This is a genomic window from Streptomyces sp. NPDC051576 (assembly GCF_040681835.1).
In the GTDB taxonomy this organism is placed as follows: Bacteria; Actinomycetota; Actinomycetes; order Streptomycetales; family Streptomycetaceae; genus Streptomyces.
Map to the genome: position 1 here is coordinate 1,203,127 of NZ_JBFAZO010000001.1, position 18,591 is coordinate 1,221,717.

18 protein-coding genes are annotated in these 18,591 nt (G+C 70.3%); 8 read left to right on the top strand and 10 right to left on the bottom strand.

The features are described 5' to 3' along the window. Position 1 precedes the first annotated feature (1 nt). On the bottom strand, positions 2 to 976 hold the full coding sequence (locus AB0M63_RS05690; RefSeq protein WP_366018485.1) for an ABC transporter ATP-binding protein: 975 nt from the start codon (positions 974 to 976) through the stop codon (positions 2 to 4). A gap of 76 nt (positions 977 to 1,052) precedes the next feature. Here AB0M63_RS05690 and AB0M63_RS05695 point away from each other — a divergent pair, with 76 nt between their 5' ends. Next, positions 1,053 to 1,295: a hypothetical protein gene (locus AB0M63_RS05695; RefSeq protein ID WP_366018486.1), complete on the top strand. Its 243-nt coding sequence runs from the start codon at positions 1,053 to 1,055 to the stop codon at positions 1,293 to 1,295. Positions 1,296 to 1,344: 49 nt separating this feature from the next. Here the strand turns inward: AB0M63_RS05695 and AB0M63_RS05700 are convergent, their stop codons facing one another. The 3 genes from AB0M63_RS05700 to mce form a co-directional block, all read right to left on the bottom strand. Continuing rightward, a complete protein-coding gene (locus tag AB0M63_RS05700; protein ID WP_019073154.1) occupies positions 1,345 to 2,280 on the bottom strand; it encodes a cellulose-binding protein in 936 nt (311 codons plus the stop codon). Positions 2,281 to 2,475: 195 nt separating this feature from the next. Then, the gene (scy, locus tag AB0M63_RS05705; RefSeq protein ID WP_366018487.1) at positions 2,476 to 6,324 is read right to left on the bottom strand and encodes a polarized growth protein Scy; all 3,849 of its coding nucleotides are present in this window, start codon (positions 6,322 to 6,324) and stop codon (positions 2,476 to 2,478) included. 209 nt (positions 6,325 to 6,533) lie between these two features. After that, positions 6,534 to 6,974: a methylmalonyl-CoA epimerase gene (gene mce / locus AB0M63_RS05710; protein WP_366018488.1), complete on the bottom strand. Its 441-nt coding sequence runs from the start codon at positions 6,972 to 6,974 to the stop codon at positions 6,534 to 6,536. A gap of 149 nt (positions 6,975 to 7,123) precedes the next feature. Here mce and AB0M63_RS05715 point away from each other — a divergent pair, with 149 nt between their 5' ends. The 4 genes from AB0M63_RS05715 to AB0M63_RS05730 all read left to right on the top strand — a co-directional run bounded on the left by AB0M63_RS05715 (position 7,124) and on the right by AB0M63_RS05730 (position 10,795). Further along, positions 7,124 to 8,326, top strand: a complete 1,203-nt coding sequence (locus AB0M63_RS05715; protein ID WP_366018489.1) for an acetyl-CoA C-acetyltransferase — start codon at positions 7,124 to 7,126, stop codon at positions 8,324 to 8,326. 49 nt (positions 8,327 to 8,375) lie between these two features. After that, positions 8,376 to 9,332: a methylmalonyl Co-A mutase-associated GTPase MeaB gene (meaB, locus tag AB0M63_RS05720; RefSeq protein WP_355912140.1), complete on the top strand. Its 957-nt coding sequence runs from the start codon at positions 8,376 to 8,378 to the stop codon at positions 9,330 to 9,332. A 4-nt stretch (positions 9,333 to 9,336) separates the two neighbouring features. Beyond that, on the top strand, positions 9,337 to 9,474 hold the full coding sequence (locus AB0M63_RS05725) for a hypothetical protein (RefSeq protein ID WP_366018490.1): 138 nt from the start codon (positions 9,337 to 9,339) through the stop codon (positions 9,472 to 9,474). Between the two features lie 121 nt (positions 9,475 to 9,595). Then, positions 9,596 to 10,795 carry an MFS transporter gene (locus AB0M63_RS05730; protein ID WP_366018491.1) on the top strand — a complete coding sequence of 400 codons (1,200 nt, stop codon included), beginning with the start codon at positions 9,596 to 9,598 and terminating at the stop codon, positions 10,793 to 10,795. Positions 10,796 to 10,854: 59 nt separating this feature from the next. Here the strand turns inward: AB0M63_RS05730 and AB0M63_RS05735 are convergent, their stop codons facing one another. The 4 genes from AB0M63_RS05735 to AB0M63_RS05750 all read right to left on the bottom strand — a co-directional run bounded on the left by AB0M63_RS05735 (position 10,855) and on the right by AB0M63_RS05750 (position 13,502). Beyond that, positions 10,855 to 11,331, bottom strand: a complete 477-nt coding sequence (locus tag AB0M63_RS05735; RefSeq protein ID WP_366018492.1) for a MarR family transcriptional regulator — start codon at positions 11,329 to 11,331, stop codon at positions 10,855 to 10,857. 92 nt (positions 11,332 to 11,423) lie between these two features. Beyond that, positions 11,424 to 12,221 carry an AIM24 family protein gene (locus tag AB0M63_RS05740; RefSeq protein WP_355912149.1) on the bottom strand — a complete coding sequence of 266 codons (798 nt, stop codon included), beginning with the start codon at positions 12,219 to 12,221 and terminating at the stop codon, positions 11,424 to 11,426. After that, positions 12,218 to 12,868, bottom strand: coding sequence for an AIM24 family protein (locus AB0M63_RS05745; RefSeq protein ID WP_355912152.1), 651 nt, complete (start codon positions 12,866 to 12,868; stop codon positions 12,218 to 12,220). Before AB0M63_RS05745 ends, AB0M63_RS05740 begins: the two co-directional genes overlap by 4 nt. A 1-nt stretch (position 12,869) precedes the next feature. Then, positions 12,870 to 13,502: an AIM24 family protein gene (locus AB0M63_RS05750; RefSeq protein ID WP_366018539.1), complete on the bottom strand. Its 633-nt coding sequence runs from the start codon at positions 13,500 to 13,502 to the stop codon at positions 12,870 to 12,872. A 186-nt stretch (positions 13,503 to 13,688) separates the two neighbouring features. Between AB0M63_RS05750 and AB0M63_RS05755 the strand changes: the two genes are divergently transcribed. Both AB0M63_RS05755 and AB0M63_RS05760 read left to right on the top strand, forming a co-directional pair. Beyond that, positions 13,689 to 14,033 (top strand): DUF3817 domain-containing protein, encoded by a 345-nt coding sequence (locus AB0M63_RS05755; protein ID WP_355912155.1) that lies wholly within the window; start codon positions 13,689 to 13,691, stop codon positions 14,031 to 14,033. Further along, positions 14,030 to 14,323, top strand: a complete 294-nt coding sequence (locus tag AB0M63_RS05760) for an MTH1187 family thiamine-binding protein (RefSeq protein ID WP_355912158.1) — start codon at positions 14,030 to 14,032, stop codon at positions 14,321 to 14,323. The genes AB0M63_RS05755 and AB0M63_RS05760 overlap by 4 nt, the downstream gene beginning before the upstream one ends. A 556-nt stretch (positions 14,324 to 14,879) precedes the next feature. Here the strand turns inward: AB0M63_RS05760 and AB0M63_RS05765 are convergent. After that, the gene (locus tag AB0M63_RS05765) at positions 14,880 to 15,599 is read right to left on the bottom strand and encodes a hypothetical protein (RefSeq protein WP_366018493.1); all 720 of its coding nucleotides are present in this window, start codon (positions 15,597 to 15,599) and stop codon (positions 14,880 to 14,882) included. Continuing rightward, the gene (locus AB0M63_RS05770; protein ID WP_366018494.1) at positions 15,596 to 16,579 is read right to left on the bottom strand and encodes a phosphotransferase; all 984 of its coding nucleotides are present in this window, start codon (positions 16,577 to 16,579) and stop codon (positions 15,596 to 15,598) included. Before AB0M63_RS05770 ends, AB0M63_RS05765 begins: the two co-directional genes overlap by 4 nt. Positions 16,580 to 16,806: 227 nt before the next feature. Between AB0M63_RS05770 and AB0M63_RS05775 the strand changes: the two genes are divergently transcribed. Next, a complete protein-coding gene (locus tag AB0M63_RS05775) occupies positions 16,807 to 18,591 on the top strand; it encodes a cellulose synthase catalytic subunit (RefSeq protein ID WP_366018495.1) in 1,785 nt (594 codons plus the stop codon).

An 18,591-nucleotide genomic window follows, 5' to 3' on the forward strand; every position in this document is an offset into this window, starting at 1 on the left:
CTCAGCCCTTCTTCCAGCCGTCGCCCCAGCCCTGCTGTCCGGCAGGCGCCGCGAGGGGCGCGGGGGATGTGTCGGAATGCGCGTGGTACTCCACCGACTCTGCGGTCAACTGCATGAACGCCTCCTCCAGGGAGGCCTGTTGGGGACTCAGCTCGTGCAGCACGAGCTGGTGCTGCGCGGCCAGCTCACCGATCTGCTCGGACTTGCCCCCGTCGACTTCGAGCGCTCCGCTGCCGCTCTCGACGACGGTGATGCCCGCCTGGTGCAGCACGTCGAGCAGCCGCTCGCGCTGCGGGGTGCGGATCCTGACGTAGGACCGCGAGTTCTGCTGGATGAAGTCCGCCATGGTGGTGTCCGCGAGCAGCCGGCCCTGGCCGATGACGACGAGGTGATCGGCCGTCAGCGCCATCTCGCTCATCAGGTGCGAGGAGACGAAGACCGTACGGCCCTGCCCGGCAAGGGACTTCATCAGGTTGCGGATCCAGTGGATGCCCTCGGGGTCGAGTCCGTTCACCGGCTCGTCGAACATCAGGATCCGCGGATCGCCGAGCAGCGCGCCCGCGATACCGAGCCGCTGCCCCATGCCCAGCGAGAACCCCTTGGCCTTCTTCTTCGCCACGGAGGTCAGTCCGACGGTGTCGAGCACCTCGTGCACCCGGGCCCTCGGGATGCCGTTGCTCTGCGCCAGGCACAGCAGATGGTTGAAGGCGCTGCGCCCGCCGTGCATGGCCTTCGCGTCGAGGAGCGCGCCGATGTACGTCAGCGGGTCCTTGAGCTGGTCGTAGTGCTGGCCGTCGATCCGCACGTCACCCGCGGTCGGACGGTCGAGCCCGAGCATCATGCGCATCGTCGTCGACTTGCCGGCGCCGTTCGGGCCGAGGAAGCCCGTGACGATGCCGGGTCTGACGGCGAAGGTGAGATTGTTGACCGCGACCTTCTCGCCGTACCGCTTCGTCAGCCCCTCGAGCTCGATCATGCGGCCACGCTAAGACGGCCGTTCGGCGGATGCCACCCGAACGGGCAAACAGAGTCCGACGCCGCAGGCAACAACCGTGAACGCCGTCGCCCAGGCGAACGCGTGCGGGAAGGCCGTGCTGCCGTGCCCGTGGGCGAGGACCGTCGCGAGGACGGCGGTGAGCGGCGCGGTGCGCGGCCCGAGCCGGTCGGTCAGCACCGAGGAGACGGTGAAGGTGCGGTCCCGGAACAGCCGTAGGTCCCGCGACCCGGTCGAGGACCGCACCCTCGGCGAGATCGTCGTCGACGTCCACCTGCCGCTGCTCCTCGGACACGGCTGAGGCCCGCACCCCCGGGGGAGACGGTGCGGGCCTCAGGTCGCGCTGTTCGTTACCGGGACTGCTGAGCCGGAACCCCGCGGGAGATGGGCTCGTCCTCGACCGGGGAGCTCGCGGCGGCCACCGCGGCGCCGGTGAGCGTGGCGAGCATCTCGCGCACGTTCGTCAGCTGGGCGTTGATCGAGTCGCGGCGGTTCGTCAGAGCCGCCAGCTCGCGCTCGGACTCCGAACGGATGCGGTCCGCCTTGGCGTTCGCGTCGGCCACGATGTCCTCGGCCTGGCGCTGAGCCGTCTCCACCGTCTGGCGGGCGCGGCGCTCGGCGTCCGTGCGCAGCTTCTCGGCCTCCAGGCGGAGCTGCTCCGCGCGGTGCTCGATCTCCGCGAGACGCTTCTCGGCCTTCTGCTGACGCGACGCCAGGTCGCGCTCGGACTGCTCGCGGCGCTTGGCGAGGTTCGTCTCGAAGTCGGCGGCGGCCTGCGCGGCCTTGGCGCGGGTCTCCTCGAAGAGGGCGTCGGCCTCCTCGCGCTTCGACTGCGCGTCCTTCTGCGCCTCGCCGCGCAGCTGGGAAGCGTCGCTCTTGGCCTTCTCGACGATCCGGACGCCCTCGTCCTCCGCCTTGGCCTTGCGCTCCGCAGCGAACGATTCTGCGTCGTTGCGGACCTGCTGGGCCGCGGACTCCGCGAGTTCGCGGTGCTGCTCGGCCGCGCGCCGCGCCTCCTCGCGCAGATCCTTGGCCTCCTCCTCGGCGAGGCGGAGGATCTTCTCGACACGCGCGCCGAGACCGGCGTACGACGGCTCGGCGTCGCTTACCTGCGCCTGGGCGTTCTGCGTTTCGAGGTGGAGCTCCTCGATGCGCTTTTCGAGTGCGGTGATACGGGCCAGAGCGCTGTCACGGTCGGAGACGAGCTTCGAGATGCGTTCGTCCACCTGAGCGCGGTCGTATCCACGCCGCACAAGCTCGAAGCCGTAGGGGGAAGTGTCGCTCATGGGGTTCCTGTCGAATGAGACCGGTGAGGTGATAGGTGGAATCCTAGGGGCCGAAGCGGTGTGTCATCGAGCGGATGCGTGTTTGATCTGGAGAATGACACCCCTTTTGAGTGGCTAACCGTCGGACCGCTTGCCAAAATCTTGGCCAAAGGCCCCAGAACGCCCCGAACCTCACAGGGTCTGCCCAGGGTCTGACTAGCCTTCAACAGACTTGCCACCCGAACGGGTTGCGCCCGCCGCCGCTCCGGCCTTGACCCCGCCGTCCTTGGCCGCCGTGGGGGCCTCGAAAGACTCCAACGCCTCAAGGACGTCCTGGACACGGGAGATCTCGGCATTGATGTCCTCGCGCCGGCGGACCAGCACGTCGAGTTCGCGCTTGCCCTCCTCGACCGTGCGCCGGGCCTCGCGGATCGCCTCCGCCTTCAGCTCCTCGGCCTCGCGGATCAGCGTGGACTTCTTCTGCTCGGCCTCCTTGAGGAGACCCTCGGCCTTCTTCACGGCGGCGATACGGACCTTGCCCGCCTCGGAGTTGGCCTCCGAGACCAGTTCCTTGGCCTTCATCTGCGCCTTGCCGAGCTGCTCCTCAGCGGCCTTGATGAGCGCGTCGCAGCGGTCGCCGGCCGACCTCATCGTCTCCGCGGACTCCCGGCGGGCCCGCTCGTGCAGATTCTCGATCTCGGTCGTGATGCGGTCGCGCAGCTCTTCGGACCGCTCCCTTATGGCGGTGGCGTCCCGGCGGGCACCGACGAGCAGCTCGTCCGCGTCCGTACGGGCCCGCTCCACCAGCGAGTTGCCCTCGACCGTCCCCTCGGACACCAGCCGCTCGGCCTCGCTGCGGGCCGCGCCGACCATGGAGTCGGCCTGCGCCTCGGCGTCCGCCGTCGTCTTCTGGGCCTGCTGCTGCGCCTCGCTGAGCAGCTTGTCGGCCTCCGCCGCGGTCTCCGTGATGAGGGTGTCGACCTGCTCGGCGACGTCCGACCGCCGTTTGTTGGCCTCCTTGCGGGCCTCGTCCAGCGTCCGCTCGGACTCCTCGCGGGCCGCCGCGGTGACCCGCTCGGCCTCCGCCTCCGCGTCCGCCTTGAGGCGCGCGGACTCGGCGCGGATCCGCTCGGCATGCTGCTGCGCGGACCCGACCGTGTCGGCGGCCTCGGCACGCAGCCGCTCCGCGTCCCCGGTCGCGTCCGAGATGAGCTTCTCGGCCTTGGCCACGGCCTCCGCGCGCACCCGCTCGGCCTCGTTGACCGTCTCCGTCTGGAGCCGCTCGGCCTCCGCCGTCACCTCGGTGATGAGGGTGTCGGCCTGCGTCGCCGCGTCCGAACGGATCCGGTTGGCGTCCTCGCGGGCGTCCGCCCGGGCCCGCGCCGCGTCCTGGTCGGCCTGCGCGATCGCGTCCGACGCCTCCGTGCGCACCTGCTGGGCGTGCTCGGCGGCCTCCGAGCGCAGCCGCTCGGACTCCGCGATCGCGTCCGAAACGGTGCGCTCCGCAAGGGCCTTGGCGGCTTCCGTCTCCTCGCTCGACCGGCGCCGGAGACGATTGGCGTCCTCGGTGGCCCGCTCCCGCTCGCTGTAGGCGTCGGCGCGGACCCGGTCCGCCTCCTCCTGCGCCTCGCGCCGGGTACGGTCCGCAGCGTGCTCGGCGGCCGACCTGATGCCCTGGATGTCCTCCTGGGCCTGTTCGTGCAGCCCGGCGACGGAGTCCCGCACCTGCTGGGCGTGGAGCTCGGCGCCCGACACCATCTCGGTGGCGCGCCGGTCGGCCTCCTCGACCAGCCGCAGCGCCTCGGCCTGCGCCTCCTCGACGCGGGTGCGCGCGGAGGCCAGCAGCTCCTCGCTCTGCTCGCGGGCCTGCTCGCGCTCCTGCCCGGCCTCCTCACGGGCCGACCCGAGCAGCTCCTCGGCCTCACGACGTCGTCGTACGGCCTCCTCCTGGGCGGCGGCCAGCGTCTCCGACGCCTCCGTGGCCAGCCGCTCGGCGGCGGCCTGCGCCTCCGCGCGGACCCGGTCGGCGGTGTCCTGCGCCTCGGTCTTGAGCCGCTCGGCCTCGGCGGACGCCTCGGATCGCAGGCGTACGGCGATGGCCTCGCCCTCGGCGCGGGAGGCGGACGCGTCGGCCGCGGCCTCGTTGCGCAGCCGGTCGGCCTCGGTCTCGGCCTGCGCCTGGAGGGAGCGGATGCGGTCGGCGGCCTCGCCACGCAGGCGTTCCGTCTCCTCGGCGGCCTCGCGGCGGATCCGCTCGGCCTCCTCGCGGGCGTCGGTGAGCGCCTGCTCGGCCGCGGCGAGCCGCTCCTCGGCCTCCGTGTGCAGCCGCGCCAGGCCCTGGGCGGCCTCCTCGCGGCGGGCCTCTATGGCCCGCTCGGTCTCCTCGCGCAGCTCGAGTGCGGCCTGTTCGGCGTCCGCCTTGATGCCCTCGGACTGCTCGATCACCTCCGAGCGGTGCCGCTCGGCCTCCTTGCGGGTGCGGTCGAGGGTCTCCTCGGCCTGCCGGCGCAGCGTGGTGGCGCGCTCGATGGCCTCGGTGCGGACCTTCTCGCTGTCCGCGGTGGCGGTCTGGCGCAGCTCGTCGGCGTCGGCCCGGGCCTTGGACAGCAGCTCCTCGGCGGTCCTGGCCGCCTCCTCGATCTGCTGGACGGCCTCACGGCGGGCCTCGGCACGGATGCGCTCGCCCTCGCCGACCGCGTCGGCGCGCAACTGCTCGGCCTCGCCGCGCAGCCGCCGGGCCTCCTCCTGGAGTTCGACCGTCTTGGCCCGGTACTCCTTGGTGTCGTCCTTCGCCGCGCCCTTGAGCCCCTCGGCGATGTCGTGCGCCTGGGCGCGCAGCCGGTCGGCCTCGGCCTCCGCCTCGGAGCGGATCCGCTCGGCCTCCTCGGTGGCGGCCTTGGTGGTGTTCTTGGCCTCCTCGGACGCCTTGTCGAGGACGTCCTCGGCGGTACGGGCGGCCTTGGCGAGTTGGGAGGCGGTCTCCTCGGCGGTGAGGCTGCGGGCGTTCTCCTCGGCCTCCGCGACGATCTTGTCGGCCTTGGCCTGGGCGTCCGCGACGATCTGCTCGGCGTCCGACTTGGTGGCCTCGGCCTCCTTGGTGGCCTCCGTGACCAGCCGGGCGACCTGCTCCTTCGCCGTACGCGTGCGCTGCTCGTTGGCCGACTCGGCGCTCGCGATGGCCTTGGCCGCGGCCTCCTTGGCCTCGGTGAGGACCTTCTCGGCCTCGACGCGCGCCTCGCGCAGTGAGGTTTCGGCCTCCGCCATACGCGTCTCGGCGGCCCGGCTCAGCTCGGTGGCCTGACGGCGGGCGGAATCCGACTCGTTGACCGTGGAGCTGCGGAGCTGCTCGGCGTGGTCGGTGGCCTCCTGGGCCTGCGTGGACGCCGCGTTGAGCAGTCGCTCGGCGTCCGTGCGGGCGCGGCGCAGAAGTTGCTCGGCCTCCGCGCGGGCCGCCTCGGCGTCCATCTCCAGCCGCTGCCGGGCCTCGGCGGCGACCCGCTCGGCCTCGGCGCGGGCGGCGGCCAGGGCCTGCTCGGCCTCGGCCCGGGACTCCTCCACCAGACGGCGGGCCTGGGACTCGGAGCGGGCGCGCAGGTTCTCCGCCCACGCCACGTTCTCGTTGACGTGCGACTCGACGTTCTGCCGGCGCTCCGCCAGCTCCTGGTCGAGCTGCTGGCGCCGGGTCACCGCCTCCTGGTGCAGCTCCGCCTGGAGGCGCGCGGCCTGCTCGGCGTGCTCCTGGAGGATGCGCTGGGTCTGCGCGCGGGCCTGGCTCAGCTCCCGCTCGGCGTCCTGCCGCAACTGGTCGGCCTGGACCTGGGCATTACGAAGCATCTGCTCGGCCTGATAGCCGATGTCACCGCCGTCGTAAGCCGGCCGGGACATGAGGGTGCGGCGCGCCTCGTGCAGCTTGGCGCGCAGCACCTCGACCTGGTAGCCGAGGTCCTCGGCATGCTGGATCGCCTTTTCCCGCTCGGTCTTCAGCCGCTCCATCTCGGCCTCGAACCGAGAGAGGTGGTCGACGTCAGCCGCCGGCTCTCGCTCCTGGCGTTCGTAGCCCCGCACTGCGCGGTCCCATCCGTCCCCTGGTCGCGGTTTACTCCAACGAGCGCCGTCCATCCGCCGGACGGTGCTCCCGGGGAATGGTGTCAGATCAACGGCGGAGCACGGGCTGCTGCCCCGACGCTCGCCCCCCGAAACCGGACCCCGGCATGCCGTTGCCCTGGTTGCGAGCGACGACCGACCCCAACCCTACCGGCCCATATGTACGAGGGTCAGTGCTCAGGTGACTCAACAGGCGCCGAAGTGACCAGTTCTGTCAGTACGCCATGGCAATCCTTTGGATGCAGGAACGTGATCCGCGACCCCATGGAACCGATCCGGGGCTCGTCGTACAGAACGCGTACGCCCTTCCCCCGGATGTCCGCGGAGTCCGCGTCGACGTCCGCCGTACCGAAGGCGATGTGGTGGACCCCCTCCCCGTTCTTGGCCAGCCACTTGCCCACGGCCGAGTCCTCGCGGGTGGGCTCCAGGAGCTGGAGGTAGGTGGCGCCGCCGTCGTCCGTGTTGTTGATCTTCAACATGGCCTCGCGCACGCCCTGTTCCTCGTTGACCTCGGAGTGGAACACCTCGAAGCCGTACGTGGCCCGGTAGAACTCGACAGTCGTGTCGAGGTCGAAGCAGGCGATCCCGATGTGGTCGATTCGCGTCAGCATGTATGTAGTGCAGCGCTCACCGGGTGGTTACGCAACGTGCGCGCGATCACACCGACGGCCCGATGACGAGGTGGTCTACCGCTCAGTACATTCGAAGTAAACCCTCGTTCACTCCTCAGCTGAAACACGCTGGAAGGGGATCGCACCTCATGTCTGGAACGAACAGCACGACCTCGGTGATCGTCTCGGGGGCGCGGACGCCCATGGGACGCCTGCTGGGCTCCCTGAAGTCCTTCTCCGGAGCCGATCTCGGCGGCTTCGCGATCAAGGCCGCCCTCGACCGTGCGGGTATCGGTGGCGACCAGGTGCAGTACGTGATCATGGGCCAGGTGCTCCAGGCCGGGGCAGGGCAGATCCCGGCACGCCAGGCCGCCGTCAAGGCGGGCATCCCCATGAGCGTCCCGGCGCTCACCATCAACAAGGTCTGTCTCTCGGGCCTGGACGCCATCGCACTCGCCGACCAGCTCATCCGTGCAGGTGAGTTCGACGTCGTCGTCGCGGGCGGCCAGGAGTCCATGACCAACGCCCCGCACCTGCTGCCGAAGTCCCGCGAGGGCTTCAAGTACGGCGCGATCGAGATGCTCGACGCGATGGCCTACGACGGCCTGACCGACGCCTTCGAGAACATCGCCATGGGCGAGTCCACGGAGAAGCACAACACACGGCTCGGCATCGCCCGCCCCGAGCAGGACGAGATCGCCGCGCTGTCCCACCAGCGGGCGGCGGCCGCACAGCAGAACGGGATCTTCGAGGCCGAGATCACCCCGGTAGAGATCCCGCAGCGCAAGGGCGAGCCCGTCGTCTTCAGCAAGGACGAGGGCATCCGCGCCGAGACCACGGTCGAGTCGCTGGGCAAGCTGCGCCCCGCGTTCACCAGGGACGGCACCATCACCGCCGGCACCTCCTCGCAGATCTCGGACGGTGCGGCGGCCGTGGTCGTGATGAGCAAGACCAAGGCGCAGGAGCTGGGCCTCCAGTGGATCGCCGAGATCGGCGCCCACGGCAATGTGGCGGGACCCGACAACTCCCTCCAGTCGCAGCCGTCCAACGCGATCCTGCACGCCCTGAAGAAGGAGGGCCTGGAGGTCGAGAGCCTCGACCTGATCGAGATCAACGAGGCCTTCGCCGCCGTGGCGGTCCAGTCAATGAAGGACCTCGGGGTGTCCACGGAAAAGGTGAACGTCAACGGCGGGGCCATCGCCCTGGGCCACCCCATCGGCATGTCCGGCGCCCGTCTGGTGCTGCACCTGGCGCTGGAGCTGAGGCGGCGCGGCGGCGGGGTCGGCGCGGCGGCGCTGTGCGGCGGCGGCGGTCAGGGTGACGCGCTGATCGTGCGGGTGCCCAAGGCCTGAACCGTCGTCGTATGTACGTTTGTACATTGCTACTCGGAATGGAGCCGTGATGCAGGACGTCGCCTCGCTGGTGGCCCAGGCCAGGGAAGGCCGGCCGCGGGCCGTGGCCCGGCTGATCTCCCTGGTGGAGGGGGCGTCCCCGCAGCTCAGGGAGGTCATGGCGGCGCTCGCGCCGCTGACCGGCGGAGCATACGTCGTCGGCCTCACCGGATCGCCCGGCGTGGGCAAGTCGACCTCGACCTCCGCGCTGGTCACGGCCTACCGCAAGCAGGGCAGGCGGGTCGGCGTCCTGGCCGTCGACCCGTCCTCGCCGTTCTCCGGCGGCGCGCTGCTCGGCGACCGCGTCCGGATGTCGGACCACTCCTCCGACCCCGGCGTCTACATCCGCTCGATGGCCACCCGCGGCCACCTCGGCGGCCTCGCCTGGTCGGCCCCGCAAGCGATCCGCGTCCTGGACGCGGCGGGCTGCGAGGTGATCCTGGTGGAGACGGTCGGCGTAGGCCAGTCGGAGGTGGAGATCGCCTCCCAGGCAGACACGTCCGTGGTCCTCCTGGCCCCCGGCATGGGCGACGGCATCCAGGCGGCGAAGGCCGGAATCCTGGAGATCGGCGACGTCTACGTCGTCAACAAGGCCGACCGGGACGGCGCCGACGCGACCGCCCGCGAGCTGAACCACATGCTCGGCCTCGGCGAGTCCCGCGCCCCCGGCGACTGGCGCCCCCCGATCGTCAAGACGGTCGCCGCCCGCGCCGAGGGCATCGACGAGGTCGTGGAAGCCCTGGAGAAACACCGCGCGTGGATGGAGGAGCACGGCGTCCTCGCCGAACGCCGCGCGTCCCGCGCCGCCCGCGAGGTCGAGACCATCGCCGTCACCGCCCTCCGAGCCCGCATCGGCGACCTGCACGGAGACCGCCGCCTCGACGCGCTCGCGGAGCGGATCGTGGCGGGCGAGCTGGATCCGTATCGGGCGGCGGATGAGTTGGTCGCGGGTATCACGGAGGGGTGAGTCGGTGGTCGATGTCCGGGCCGCTCGCCGCGCTGCCCGCGAGATCGAGTCTGTCGCGGTCACGGCGCTGCGCGCCCGCATCGGAGGCCTGGACCAGTATCGGGCGGCGGAGCAACTGGCAGCGGGCATCACCGAGGGATAAGCCGGTGGTCAACGCCCGCAAGGCGCTGCTACGTTGACCCGCATGTTCCTCCTCATGGCATAGGGCACGCCGAACACCACCGGCGTCCCTTACTCATGCCTCCAGTTGAGGAACCTCTCGCATGTCCGCGCCCTCTTCCACGCCGACTTCGGCGTGCCCTTCGTATGCCGCCGTGCTGCGCGTCCCGCACGCGCGCCGCACCTTCGCCGCCGCCCTCGCCGGACGGCTCTCCTACGGCATGGTCTCCCCGGCCGTGCTGCTCGCGGTCGTCCGCTCCACCGGCTCGTACGCCGTGGCCGGTACGGTCATGGCCGTCTTCGGCGCCGCGACCGTCCTGCTGCTGCCCGTGCGCGCCGCGGTGGTCGACCGCCACGGCCCACGCCGCGCCCTGCTCCCCATGGCCCTGCTCTACGGCTGCCTCCTGTGCGTCCTCGCGGCGGTGACCTGGCGCCCCGGGACACCGGAGGTGGTGCTCGGCACGGTGGCCGCGCTGACCGGCATGTGCGCGCCCCCACTTGGCCCCACCATGCGCTCGGTGTGGGCCCAACTCGTCGGTGATCGCGGGCTGTTGCAGCGCGCCTACAGCCTCGACGGGGTTGCCGAGGAACTCCTGTACGTCATCGGCCCGTTGCTGGTCGGAGCAGTCCTGACCTTCGCCCCGCCGGCCACCGGGGTCCTGCTCAGCGCGGCCCTGATCGGCGCGGGCACCCTCGCCTTCGTCATGTCACCCGCGCTGGCCGGGGTACGCGTCCAGGCGCGCCCCGGACGGGCGTTGAGGCTCACCCGGGTCCGCGGGCTGCTCGGCCCGGTCGTCGTGGCTGCCGGGATGGGACTCGCGCTGAGCGCCGTCTCCCTGCTGGTGCTGGCCTTCGTCGAGCAGCGGGGATACGGCGACGACGTCGTGCCCTGGGTGCTGGCGGCCGTGTCGGTGGGCAGCGCGGCCGGCGGACTGCTGAACGGCGCGGTCAACTGGCGTACGGCCGCGCGGACCCGGCTGGCGGGGTCGGCGCTGGGCCTCGGGCTGGCGCTGGCGGCGGCCGGGCTCGCGTCGGGACTGTGGTCACTCACCGTGGCGGTGGGGTGCGCCGGGTTCTTCGTCGCACCGGCGCTGACGACCGCGTATCTGCTCGCCGACGAGGTGGCGGCGCCGGAGGCGCGGACGCAGGCCGGGGCGTGGGTCAACATGGCGGTGAACGCCGGGAGTTCGGGTGGTTCGGTGGTGGCGGGGCTGCTCATCGGGCGGCTGCCGCTGGGGGTCTGCTTCGTGCTGGCGGGGGTGGTGGCGGTCGTCGCGGGGGCGGTGTCGGCGGTGAGGCGCTGAGAACGGCGACGGCGGCCGGAGTTCCGCTCGAACTCCGGCCGCCGGTCGCGCGGTTGTCGCTACGGGCGCCCCCGGTGCCCTCGCAGATGTTCCGCGATCGGCTTCAGGGTTTTGTCGAGTTCCGACAGACCCTCGGGCGTCACGAGATCGATGAAGTGCCGCCGTACGGACGCCACATGGTGCGGCGCGACCTTCTTCATCGTCTCCAGGCCGTGCTCGGTGAGCACCGCGTACAGTCCCCGGCGGTCCGACTCGCAGTTCTCCCGGCGTACCAGGTCCGCGTTCTCCATGCGGGTGATCTGGTGCGAGAGGCGGCTCTTGGACTGGAGGGTGGCGGCCGCGAGGTCGCTCATCCGCAGCCGTACGTCCTCCGCCTCGGAGAGATTCACCAGGATCTCGTAGTCGTTCATCGTCAGGCCGAACGGTTGCAGATCTTTTTCGAGCTGGTACGTCAGCAGCCTGTTGACCTCCAGATGGGTGCGCCAGGCGCACTGCTCCTCATCGGTCAGCCAGCGCGTGGCCGTCTCGGTCTCCATGAATGAAGTCTACCTAAAATGTTGAAAGGCGAACTAGTGAGGGTGGCGTGACGGCGCGCACACGTTCGACGTCACACTCCGCAGACTACCGCTCACAGCCCGAAGCGACGCTGGAGATCTCCGAGCTGTCCGGGAAGGCGCGGTGCGCCCGCTTGCTGTGAGGGGCCTGTGGGGGCTACGCCTCCACCCGGTACCCCGGGTTCGTGCGGCACAACCCCTGTGGCCTGCTCGGCCATGAGGGTCTCCGACGACTGGAGCAGTACCGTACCCGCCCCGACGAACTCGAACTGGTGCTCCTCCCCGGAGGCTCCGCCGATGCCCGTCATGGCACGTAGGCCGCCCATCAGGCCGGTCATGTAGCCGTGGTCGTAGTGATGGCAGGGCGAGGGGCAGTCGGCCCAGCCGACGAGCGCCTGCGGATCGACTCTGATCGGGGGCTCCATGAACACCACCGGGCCGTTCGACGCGGCCACGAACTTGCCCGTGCCGATCAGTGTCAGAAAACCGGGAACGATCGACTGCTTGAGAGCGAGACTTGGCTGAAAAGCGAGCAGGTTGCCCGAGCGAATGGTCAGGTTGCCGTCTTCGAGGTCGTACGAATTCACGTCGAAGGCCCGGTCGGCGAGCAGCATCTTGCCCGAACCCTCCGCCACGACCCAGTCGCTCGCGTGCAGAGGCGAATGGAACGAGGTACGGACAAGTCGGTCGAGTCGCCCGTGCCCGATGCCGTTGAACTCCATCGAGCCGTAGTAGGCGATCATCTTCCCCTTCTGCAGGAACCACTGGCTCCCTTTCAACTCCACGCAGAAGGTGTACTTGTTGACGTTGTCGTCGACCGGCAGGGTCATGGGGTCGAAGACCGTGGGGCCGGACCCCGCGTACTGGCTCACAGCTTCTCCTCCGAGGCCTGGACGTAGACCGCGCCGCTGCCGCTCAGCTCCAACTGGAACGCCTCGCCGGAGCCCCGGCCCACCATGTCGCGCCAACCGAGCGCCGTGGACAGCTTGTTGCGTACGTCGCCGTGGTGGGCGACGTAGGCCTGCGGGTCGACATGGACGGGACGGCCGGGGGTGATCGGCACCTCGAAGACCCCGCCGTGGGCCATCACGGCGACCGCGCCCCGGCCCTGGAGGGTGGTCGTGAACAGCCCCTGGCCGGTGACCTGGCCGCGGACCATGCCCATGACGCCGCCCTGTGAGCCCATGAACATCGTGCCCTGCTGGAGGGTGCCCTCGAAGGCGAGCAGGCGGTCGGCCTCCACGTAGAGGGTGTCGCCGGTCAGCTCGATGATCTGGATGTGGTGGCCGCCGTGACCGAACATCACGGTGCCGCTGCCCTCGACGGTCATCAGCGGAGTCGCCTCGTTCGCCACCCGGCGCCCGATCATCGACATGACACCGCCCTGACCACCCTGGATGTTGGGCGTGAAGGAGACGTCTCCCTTGTAGGCGAGCATCGCGCCGCGCTGGCTGAACACCCGCTGGCCCGGCATGACCGTGGCCTGGATCATCTTCGAGTTGATCTCGGTGAAGGCCATCTCACACGTCCCCCGCGATCGTGTTCCGCTCGCTGGGCTGGACGTAGACGAGCCCGTCCCCCTCGAAGCGGATCTGGAAGGCCTCGCCGCCGCCCTCTCCGAAGAGGGTGCGGAAGGTCACACCGGACTGGAAGGACTGCTGCAGATTCCCCTGGTGCGCGATGTAGGCGCCGGGGTCGACGGTCAGCGGATACTGCCGGCTCACCCGCAGCACCACCGCCGGTCCGTCCGACATGATCGCCGCCTGGCCGTGCCCCTCGACGGTCGTCGTGAACAGCCCGTTGCCCTGCGAGGCGCCGCGCAGCCCGGTGAAGGTCGTGCCCGTCCTGAGGCCGGCGTCGGTCGCGAGCAGATTGCTCGACTCCACGTACAGCTTGTCCCCCTGGAGACTCACGAGGTTGATCTCGGAGGCCCGGTCCGCGAACCAGCAGGTCCCCTGCCCCCTCACCTCCATCACGGTCATCTGCTCACCGGTGAGCCGCCGGGTCACCATGCCCCGGATGCCCTCACCGCCGCCGCTCATCTTCTTGAAGGCCATCTGCCCGTCGTACGCGACCATCGAGCCGTTCTTCGCCTTCACGGCGTCCCCGGTCATGTCGACGGCGAGCACCTTGCTGCCCTGGAGTCGAAACATCGCCACGGTGCGAAGGTAGCCGCAGGGTGCGCCCGCCGACAGGGCCCGCGGGTGGAGAAAGACCCTGACCTGGCCCCTAGGGGTCCAGGACCCCGGGTCCTGACACGCTCAGCCGTTTGCCACAATGGGGGAACGTTTGTGCTCGCGTTCACAAACTGTGGACGTCTCTCTCACCGAAGGTGACCTGTGGACATCAAGACCGCCACCGCCATCCGCCGCCTCCGCCTGGTGTCGGCACCCGAAGCCGTGTCCTTCCTGCTCCTGCTCGTCTGCTCGGTGCTGAAGCGGACCACGGACTTCAACGCGGTGCCCGTCATGGGCATGGTCCACGGCGTCCTCTTCATCCTCTACGTCCTCTTCTGGGCCGACGCCTGGAACCGCACCAAGTGGGGCCCGAAGAAGGCGGCCTTCTACTTCGTCCTCTCCGTGCTGCCCACCGGCGGCTTCTTCGCCGAGCGCAAGCTCAAGCGCGAGGCCGAGGACGCGGTCATCGCCTCCCGCGCCCGCCAGGAAGGAATCGTGAACGCATGATCGTCGCCTTCTCCGTGACACCGCTCGGCGTCGGCGAGGACGTCGGCGAGTACGTCGCCGACGCCGTCCGCGTGGTCCGCGAGTCGGGCCTCCCCAACCGCACCGACGCGATGTTCACCTCCATCGAGGGCGACTGGGACGAGGTCATGGACGTCGTCAAACGCGCGGTCGCCGCGGTCGAGGCCCGCGCCCCACGCGTCTCCGTCGTCCTCAAGGCAGACATCCGCCCCGGCGTGACAGACGGCCTCACATCGAAGGTGGAGACGGTCGAGCGCCACCTGGCGCCGTAGCGCGACTGTCGCGGGGGCAGGGGAGTACCAGGGTGTGAGGTCTGCCCTCCTTCGGCACCTGACGCCGCAGGTACGTCACCGTCAAGGTGAGGCCGGTCACCCGCAGGTACGTCACCGCCGCCGAGGCGAGGCCGATCACGGGAGGGCTCACCTCGCACATGACGAACCCCTTCCCGACGTGTCAGGCCGGTGCCGGCTCGGGTTCTTCCCGCTTGACGGCGCGGGACGGGGCGTCCCCGTTGAGTCAGGGACGCAGGCCCCCGCCCGGCGAGGCTCAGCGCCTAGTCCCGGGGGCAGTTCTTCCGCCCGTTCGACCGTGATGTGTTCCCGCTCGGAGCCGCGGCACTGCGTCGACCTCCCGACACATCCGGCCGGCCGCTCACGTTCCTCCCGCTTGCCGGCACGCGACAGCCCCTCCCCGTCACCTCCGTCGAGCCGGGCCCCCAGCCTCCCCCGCAGCGACGCCCAGCACCTAGTCCCGGGGCAGTTCATCCGCCCGTTCGACCATGGCGCCTCCCCGCTCGGAGCCGCCGCACTGCGTAGACCTCCCGGCACATCAGGCCGGCCGCTCACGTCTCTCCCCCTCAACGGCACGCAACAGCGCCTCCCCGTCACCTCCGCCGAGCCAGGCCCCCAGCCCCCGCGCAGCGACGCCCAGCACCTCCTCCCGGGGCAGTTCATCCGCCCGTTCGACCATGACGAGCCCCCACCCGGGTCGGCCCGCCACGTCGAGTGTCATCGCGCGCTCTCGTCGCAGGTACGTCACCGCCGACGCGAGGTCGGTCACCCGTGGGATCACCCCGTAGGCGGTGAGCTTGGTGACGTACTGGTCCAGCCACCCCGCGCCCTCCCGCAGTGCGGCGCGGGACAGGGCGATCGCCGGGTCTCCGTCGAGGAAGACGATGACCGGGCGGAGCGGGGACAGGACCCTCGTCAGGTCGGCCGTGAACGTGTCGATGGTCTGCTCTCCGTGTCCCATCGCGAGCAGCGTCGGCATGAACGGGACCAGTGCGTCCGCGATCACCACGTCGTCGCCCCGCGCCTGGACCGACTCGACGAAGCGTGCCGTCGCCGTGATCAGGGTGTTCAGGCCGACCGCTCCCGTTGCCCTGAACTCCTCGGCCACCGCAGCGAATTGAGGCCGGGTCAGGATCTCCTCCTCGTGGAAGTGATCCACTCGCAGCCCCGCACCGGCGAGTGACCGGGCCAGCCCGGCGCACACGGTGGACTTGCCCACGCCGGGAGCCGCTCCCCACACCGAGACCAGTACCGTCACCGCCAACTCCCCTCCACGGCCCCGCTCAACCGGGAGACGACCGCCAGGTCCGGCACCCGCCCCAGCGCGGCGACCACCTGGCCGCTCGCGAACTCCCGCTGCGCCGCGGTCACCGTAGGGTCGATGGCGCACTCGGCCTGTACGTACACGTAGTTCAGGTCGGTCGCGAAGAGCATCGAGAAGGAGTGGGGGCCATGGACGGCGGCGCGTCCTCCGGCGTCGCGATAGGCCCGCGCCACCCGTGCACCGGCCTCGACATTCCCCTTGTCGCCGCCCGACCAGACGTACAGGGCGCGGGCCAACTCCCTTTCCGCGGAGGCCGATCCCGCGTTGTCCCAGTCCAGGAGGACCGGGCCGGCCGGGGTGACCAGGACGTTCTGGGGCTGGAGATCGAGGTGGGAGGTCACCAGGTCGGCGGGGTCGGACGGGGTGATCCAGTGCGCCAACTCCGTTGCGGACGTGGTGATGAAGTGGCCCAGCGCGTCCGCCCACGGGAGGCCCGCCCGCGCCACCTTCGTATGCAGTTCGTGCCATTCGGCGTCCCCCGGGCACCGCTCGTACCAGGAACTCGGCAGCCGGCTCTCGCCCTCTCCCGCCCGGTGCAGCAACGCCATGGTCCGCCCGAACCAGTCCAGGAGGCCGGGGTCGGAGGTGTCCGCACGGGTGCCGTCGATCCAGTCGTACAGCTTGATGTGGGATTCGCCGGAGGGGCGGGGGAGGTGGGAGACGTAGGCGCCCTGGCGGTCGGGCAGGAGCCGGGGGGACGCGATGCCCAGCTCCTCGGCGGCCTGCCGTAACGCGGCCTCGCGGCGGACCTGTTCCTCGTCGCAGCCGAAGAGGAGTTCCTTGACCGCCCACGCGGAGCCGCCGCCCGACAGCTTCCAGATCTGGCCCAGGGCGCCCCGGGTGACGGGTGTCATCGTCCACGGACCGGCGCCGAGCGCGTAGGTCTCCGCGATGAGATCGGCCATGTCGCGCATGCGAGTCCCTTTCGGAGTGCTGATCGGCGAAGGGATTCTCTCCCAGCCGCTCCTCGACCCGTTCCGCCGCCGGGGGCAACCGCCCACCCACCTGGACGCGCCCAGTTCGACACGCCCTTAAATCTCCACTTGTGTGTGGTTATCGGCCCGGTCGATCTCCGGATCCAGACGGTCCCTCGATCATCGATCGCCGGGCGTCGATCACTCCTCAATCAATGGAGGGCGCTGTGCGGCCGGAGGGCTACGACTACGACACCTACAGCCGACTGGCCGGACCGCTCACGGAGCCGTCCGGTGCGTCGTACCAGGTGCAGTACACCTCGCTCCTCGCGCGCGAGCCCCACCGAATACGCGCCGTCCTCCTGATGAGCCTCGCCCCGGTGCTCACCGCAGCCCTGCTCGTCTACCTCGTCTGGCCCACCCACTGGGTGGAGCGCGAGGGCGGTCAGGAGTGGATGATCGGGCTCGATGTCACGATGTTGATAGCCATCGGGCTCATCGAGTTGTTCATGGTCGTCAACGTCGCCTCCGTCGCCCACGCCACCCTCGTCGCCCGCGACCCGATCCCCGTCGTCCCCGAAGCCGGCACCCGCGTCGCCTTCCTCACGACCTACGTCCCGGGCAAGGAACCCCTCTCCATGGTCCGCGCGACTCTCGAAGGCGCTGTCCGCGTCACCCATACCGGGTCTCTCGACGTCTGGCTCCTCGACGAAGGGGACGACGAGCAAGCCAAGGCCCTGTGCGCCGAGTTGGGCGTACGCCACTTCACACGGCACGGAGTTCCCGAGTGGAACCGTCCCAAGGGCGTCCACAAGGCCCGTACGAAGCACGGCAATTACAACGCCTGGATCGCGATGCACGGCGGCGACTACGACTTCTTCGCCTCGGTCGACACCGACCACGTACCGCTCCCCAACTTCCTTGAGCGGATGATGGGTTACTTCCGCGACCCGGACGTGGCCTTCGTCGTGGGACCGCAGGTGTACGGGAACTACCACAACCCCGTCACCAAGGCCGCAGAGTCGCAGCAGTTTCTCTTCCACGCGCTGATCCAGCGCGCCGGCAACCGCTACCGCGCCCCCATGTTCGTCGGCACCAACAACGTCGTACGGATCGCCGCCGTCAAGCAGATCGGCGGGCTGTACGACTCCATCACCGAGGACATGGCCACCGGATTCGAGCTGCACCGCCACCGCAATCCCGTCACCCGCACGCACTGGCGGTCCGTCTACACCCCGGACGTGCTGGCGGTGGGGGAGGGGCCGGCCTCCTGGACCGACTTCTTCACCCAGCAGATGCGGTGGTCGCGGGGCACGTACGAGACGCTGATCAAGCAGTACTGGAAGGCGCCGTTCACCATGCCTCCGGGACGGCTGTTCTCGTACACGCTGATGCTCGTCTACTACCCGATGACCGCCGTCAACTGGCTGCTGGGCATCATGAGTTGCTTTCTGTTCCTGTGGTTCGGCGCCTCCGGTACGCAGGTCGCCGCGTCGGTGTGGCTGATGCTCTACAGCGACGCCGCCGCGCTCCAGATCGGGCTCTATCTCTGGAACCGGCGGCACAACGTCTCCCCGCACGAGCCGGAGGGGTCCGGCGGTCTCGCCGGCATGGCGATGTCGGCGCTCTCCGCGCCGATCTATCTGAAGTCCTTCGGTGAGGCGCTCATCCGCAGGCCCAGCCGGTTCGTCGTCACCCCCAAGGGCGGCGACGCCAGCCCCGACCGGGTGATGACCTTCCGCATCCACCTCTTCTGGGCGATCCTCCTGGCGACCTCGCTGGCCGCCTCGGTGGTCCTCGACCACACCCACGCGGCCATGCGCACCTGGGCCGTCCTCGCCATGGTGATCTCCCTGGCGCCGCTCGGGGTGTGGACCGGCTCGCTGCTCAAGGAGCGCCGGGAGCGGCGGTCGCTGCTCGGCGGCGCGCGCGCGGTGGACACCGCCGAGCCCGCGCTCGCCACCACCGGCGCCGGTCCGTCCGTCTCCAGCTCCACGACAGGGGGCAACTAG

Coding starts and splice junctions, on each gene's coding strand:
- AB0M63_RS05715 (WP_366018489.1), top strand. CDS start 7,124: ATGTCTGGAACGAACAGCACGACCTCGGTGATCGTCTCGGGGGCGCGG.
- AB0M63_RS05750 (WP_366018539.1), bottom strand. CDS start 13,502: ATGTTTCGACTCCAGGGCAGCAAGGTGCTCGCCGTCGACATGACCGGG.
- AB0M63_RS05735 (WP_366018492.1), bottom strand. CDS start 11,331: ATGGAGACCGAGACGGCCACGCGCTGGCTGACCGATGAGGAGCAGTGC.
- AB0M63_RS05760 (WP_355912158.1), top strand. CDS start 14,030: ATGATCGTCGCCTTCTCCGTGACACCGCTCGGCGTCGGCGAGGACGTC.
- meaB (WP_355912140.1), top strand. CDS start 8,376: ATGCAGGACGTCGCCTCGCTGGTGGCCCAGGCCAGGGAAGGCCGGCCG.
- AB0M63_RS05730 (WP_366018491.1), top strand. CDS start 9,596: ATGTCCGCGCCCTCTTCCACGCCGACTTCGGCGTGCCCTTCGTATGCC.
- AB0M63_RS05700 (WP_019073154.1), bottom strand. CDS start 2,280: ATGAGCGACACTTCCCCCTACGGCTTCGAGCTTGTGCGGCGTGGATAC.
- AB0M63_RS05770 (WP_366018494.1), bottom strand. CDS start 16,579: ATGCGCGACATGGCCGATCTCATCGCGGAGACCTACGCGCTCGGCGCC.
- AB0M63_RS05745 (WP_355912152.1), bottom strand. CDS start 12,868: ATGGCCTTCACCGAGATCAACTCGAAGATGATCCAGGCCACGGTCATG.
- mce (WP_366018488.1), bottom strand. CDS start 6,974: ATGCTGACGCGAATCGACCACATCGGGATCGCCTGCTTCGACCTCGAC.
- AB0M63_RS05690 (WP_366018485.1), bottom strand. CDS start 976: ATGATCGAGCTCGAGGGGCTGACGAAGCGGTACGGCGAGAAGGTCGCG.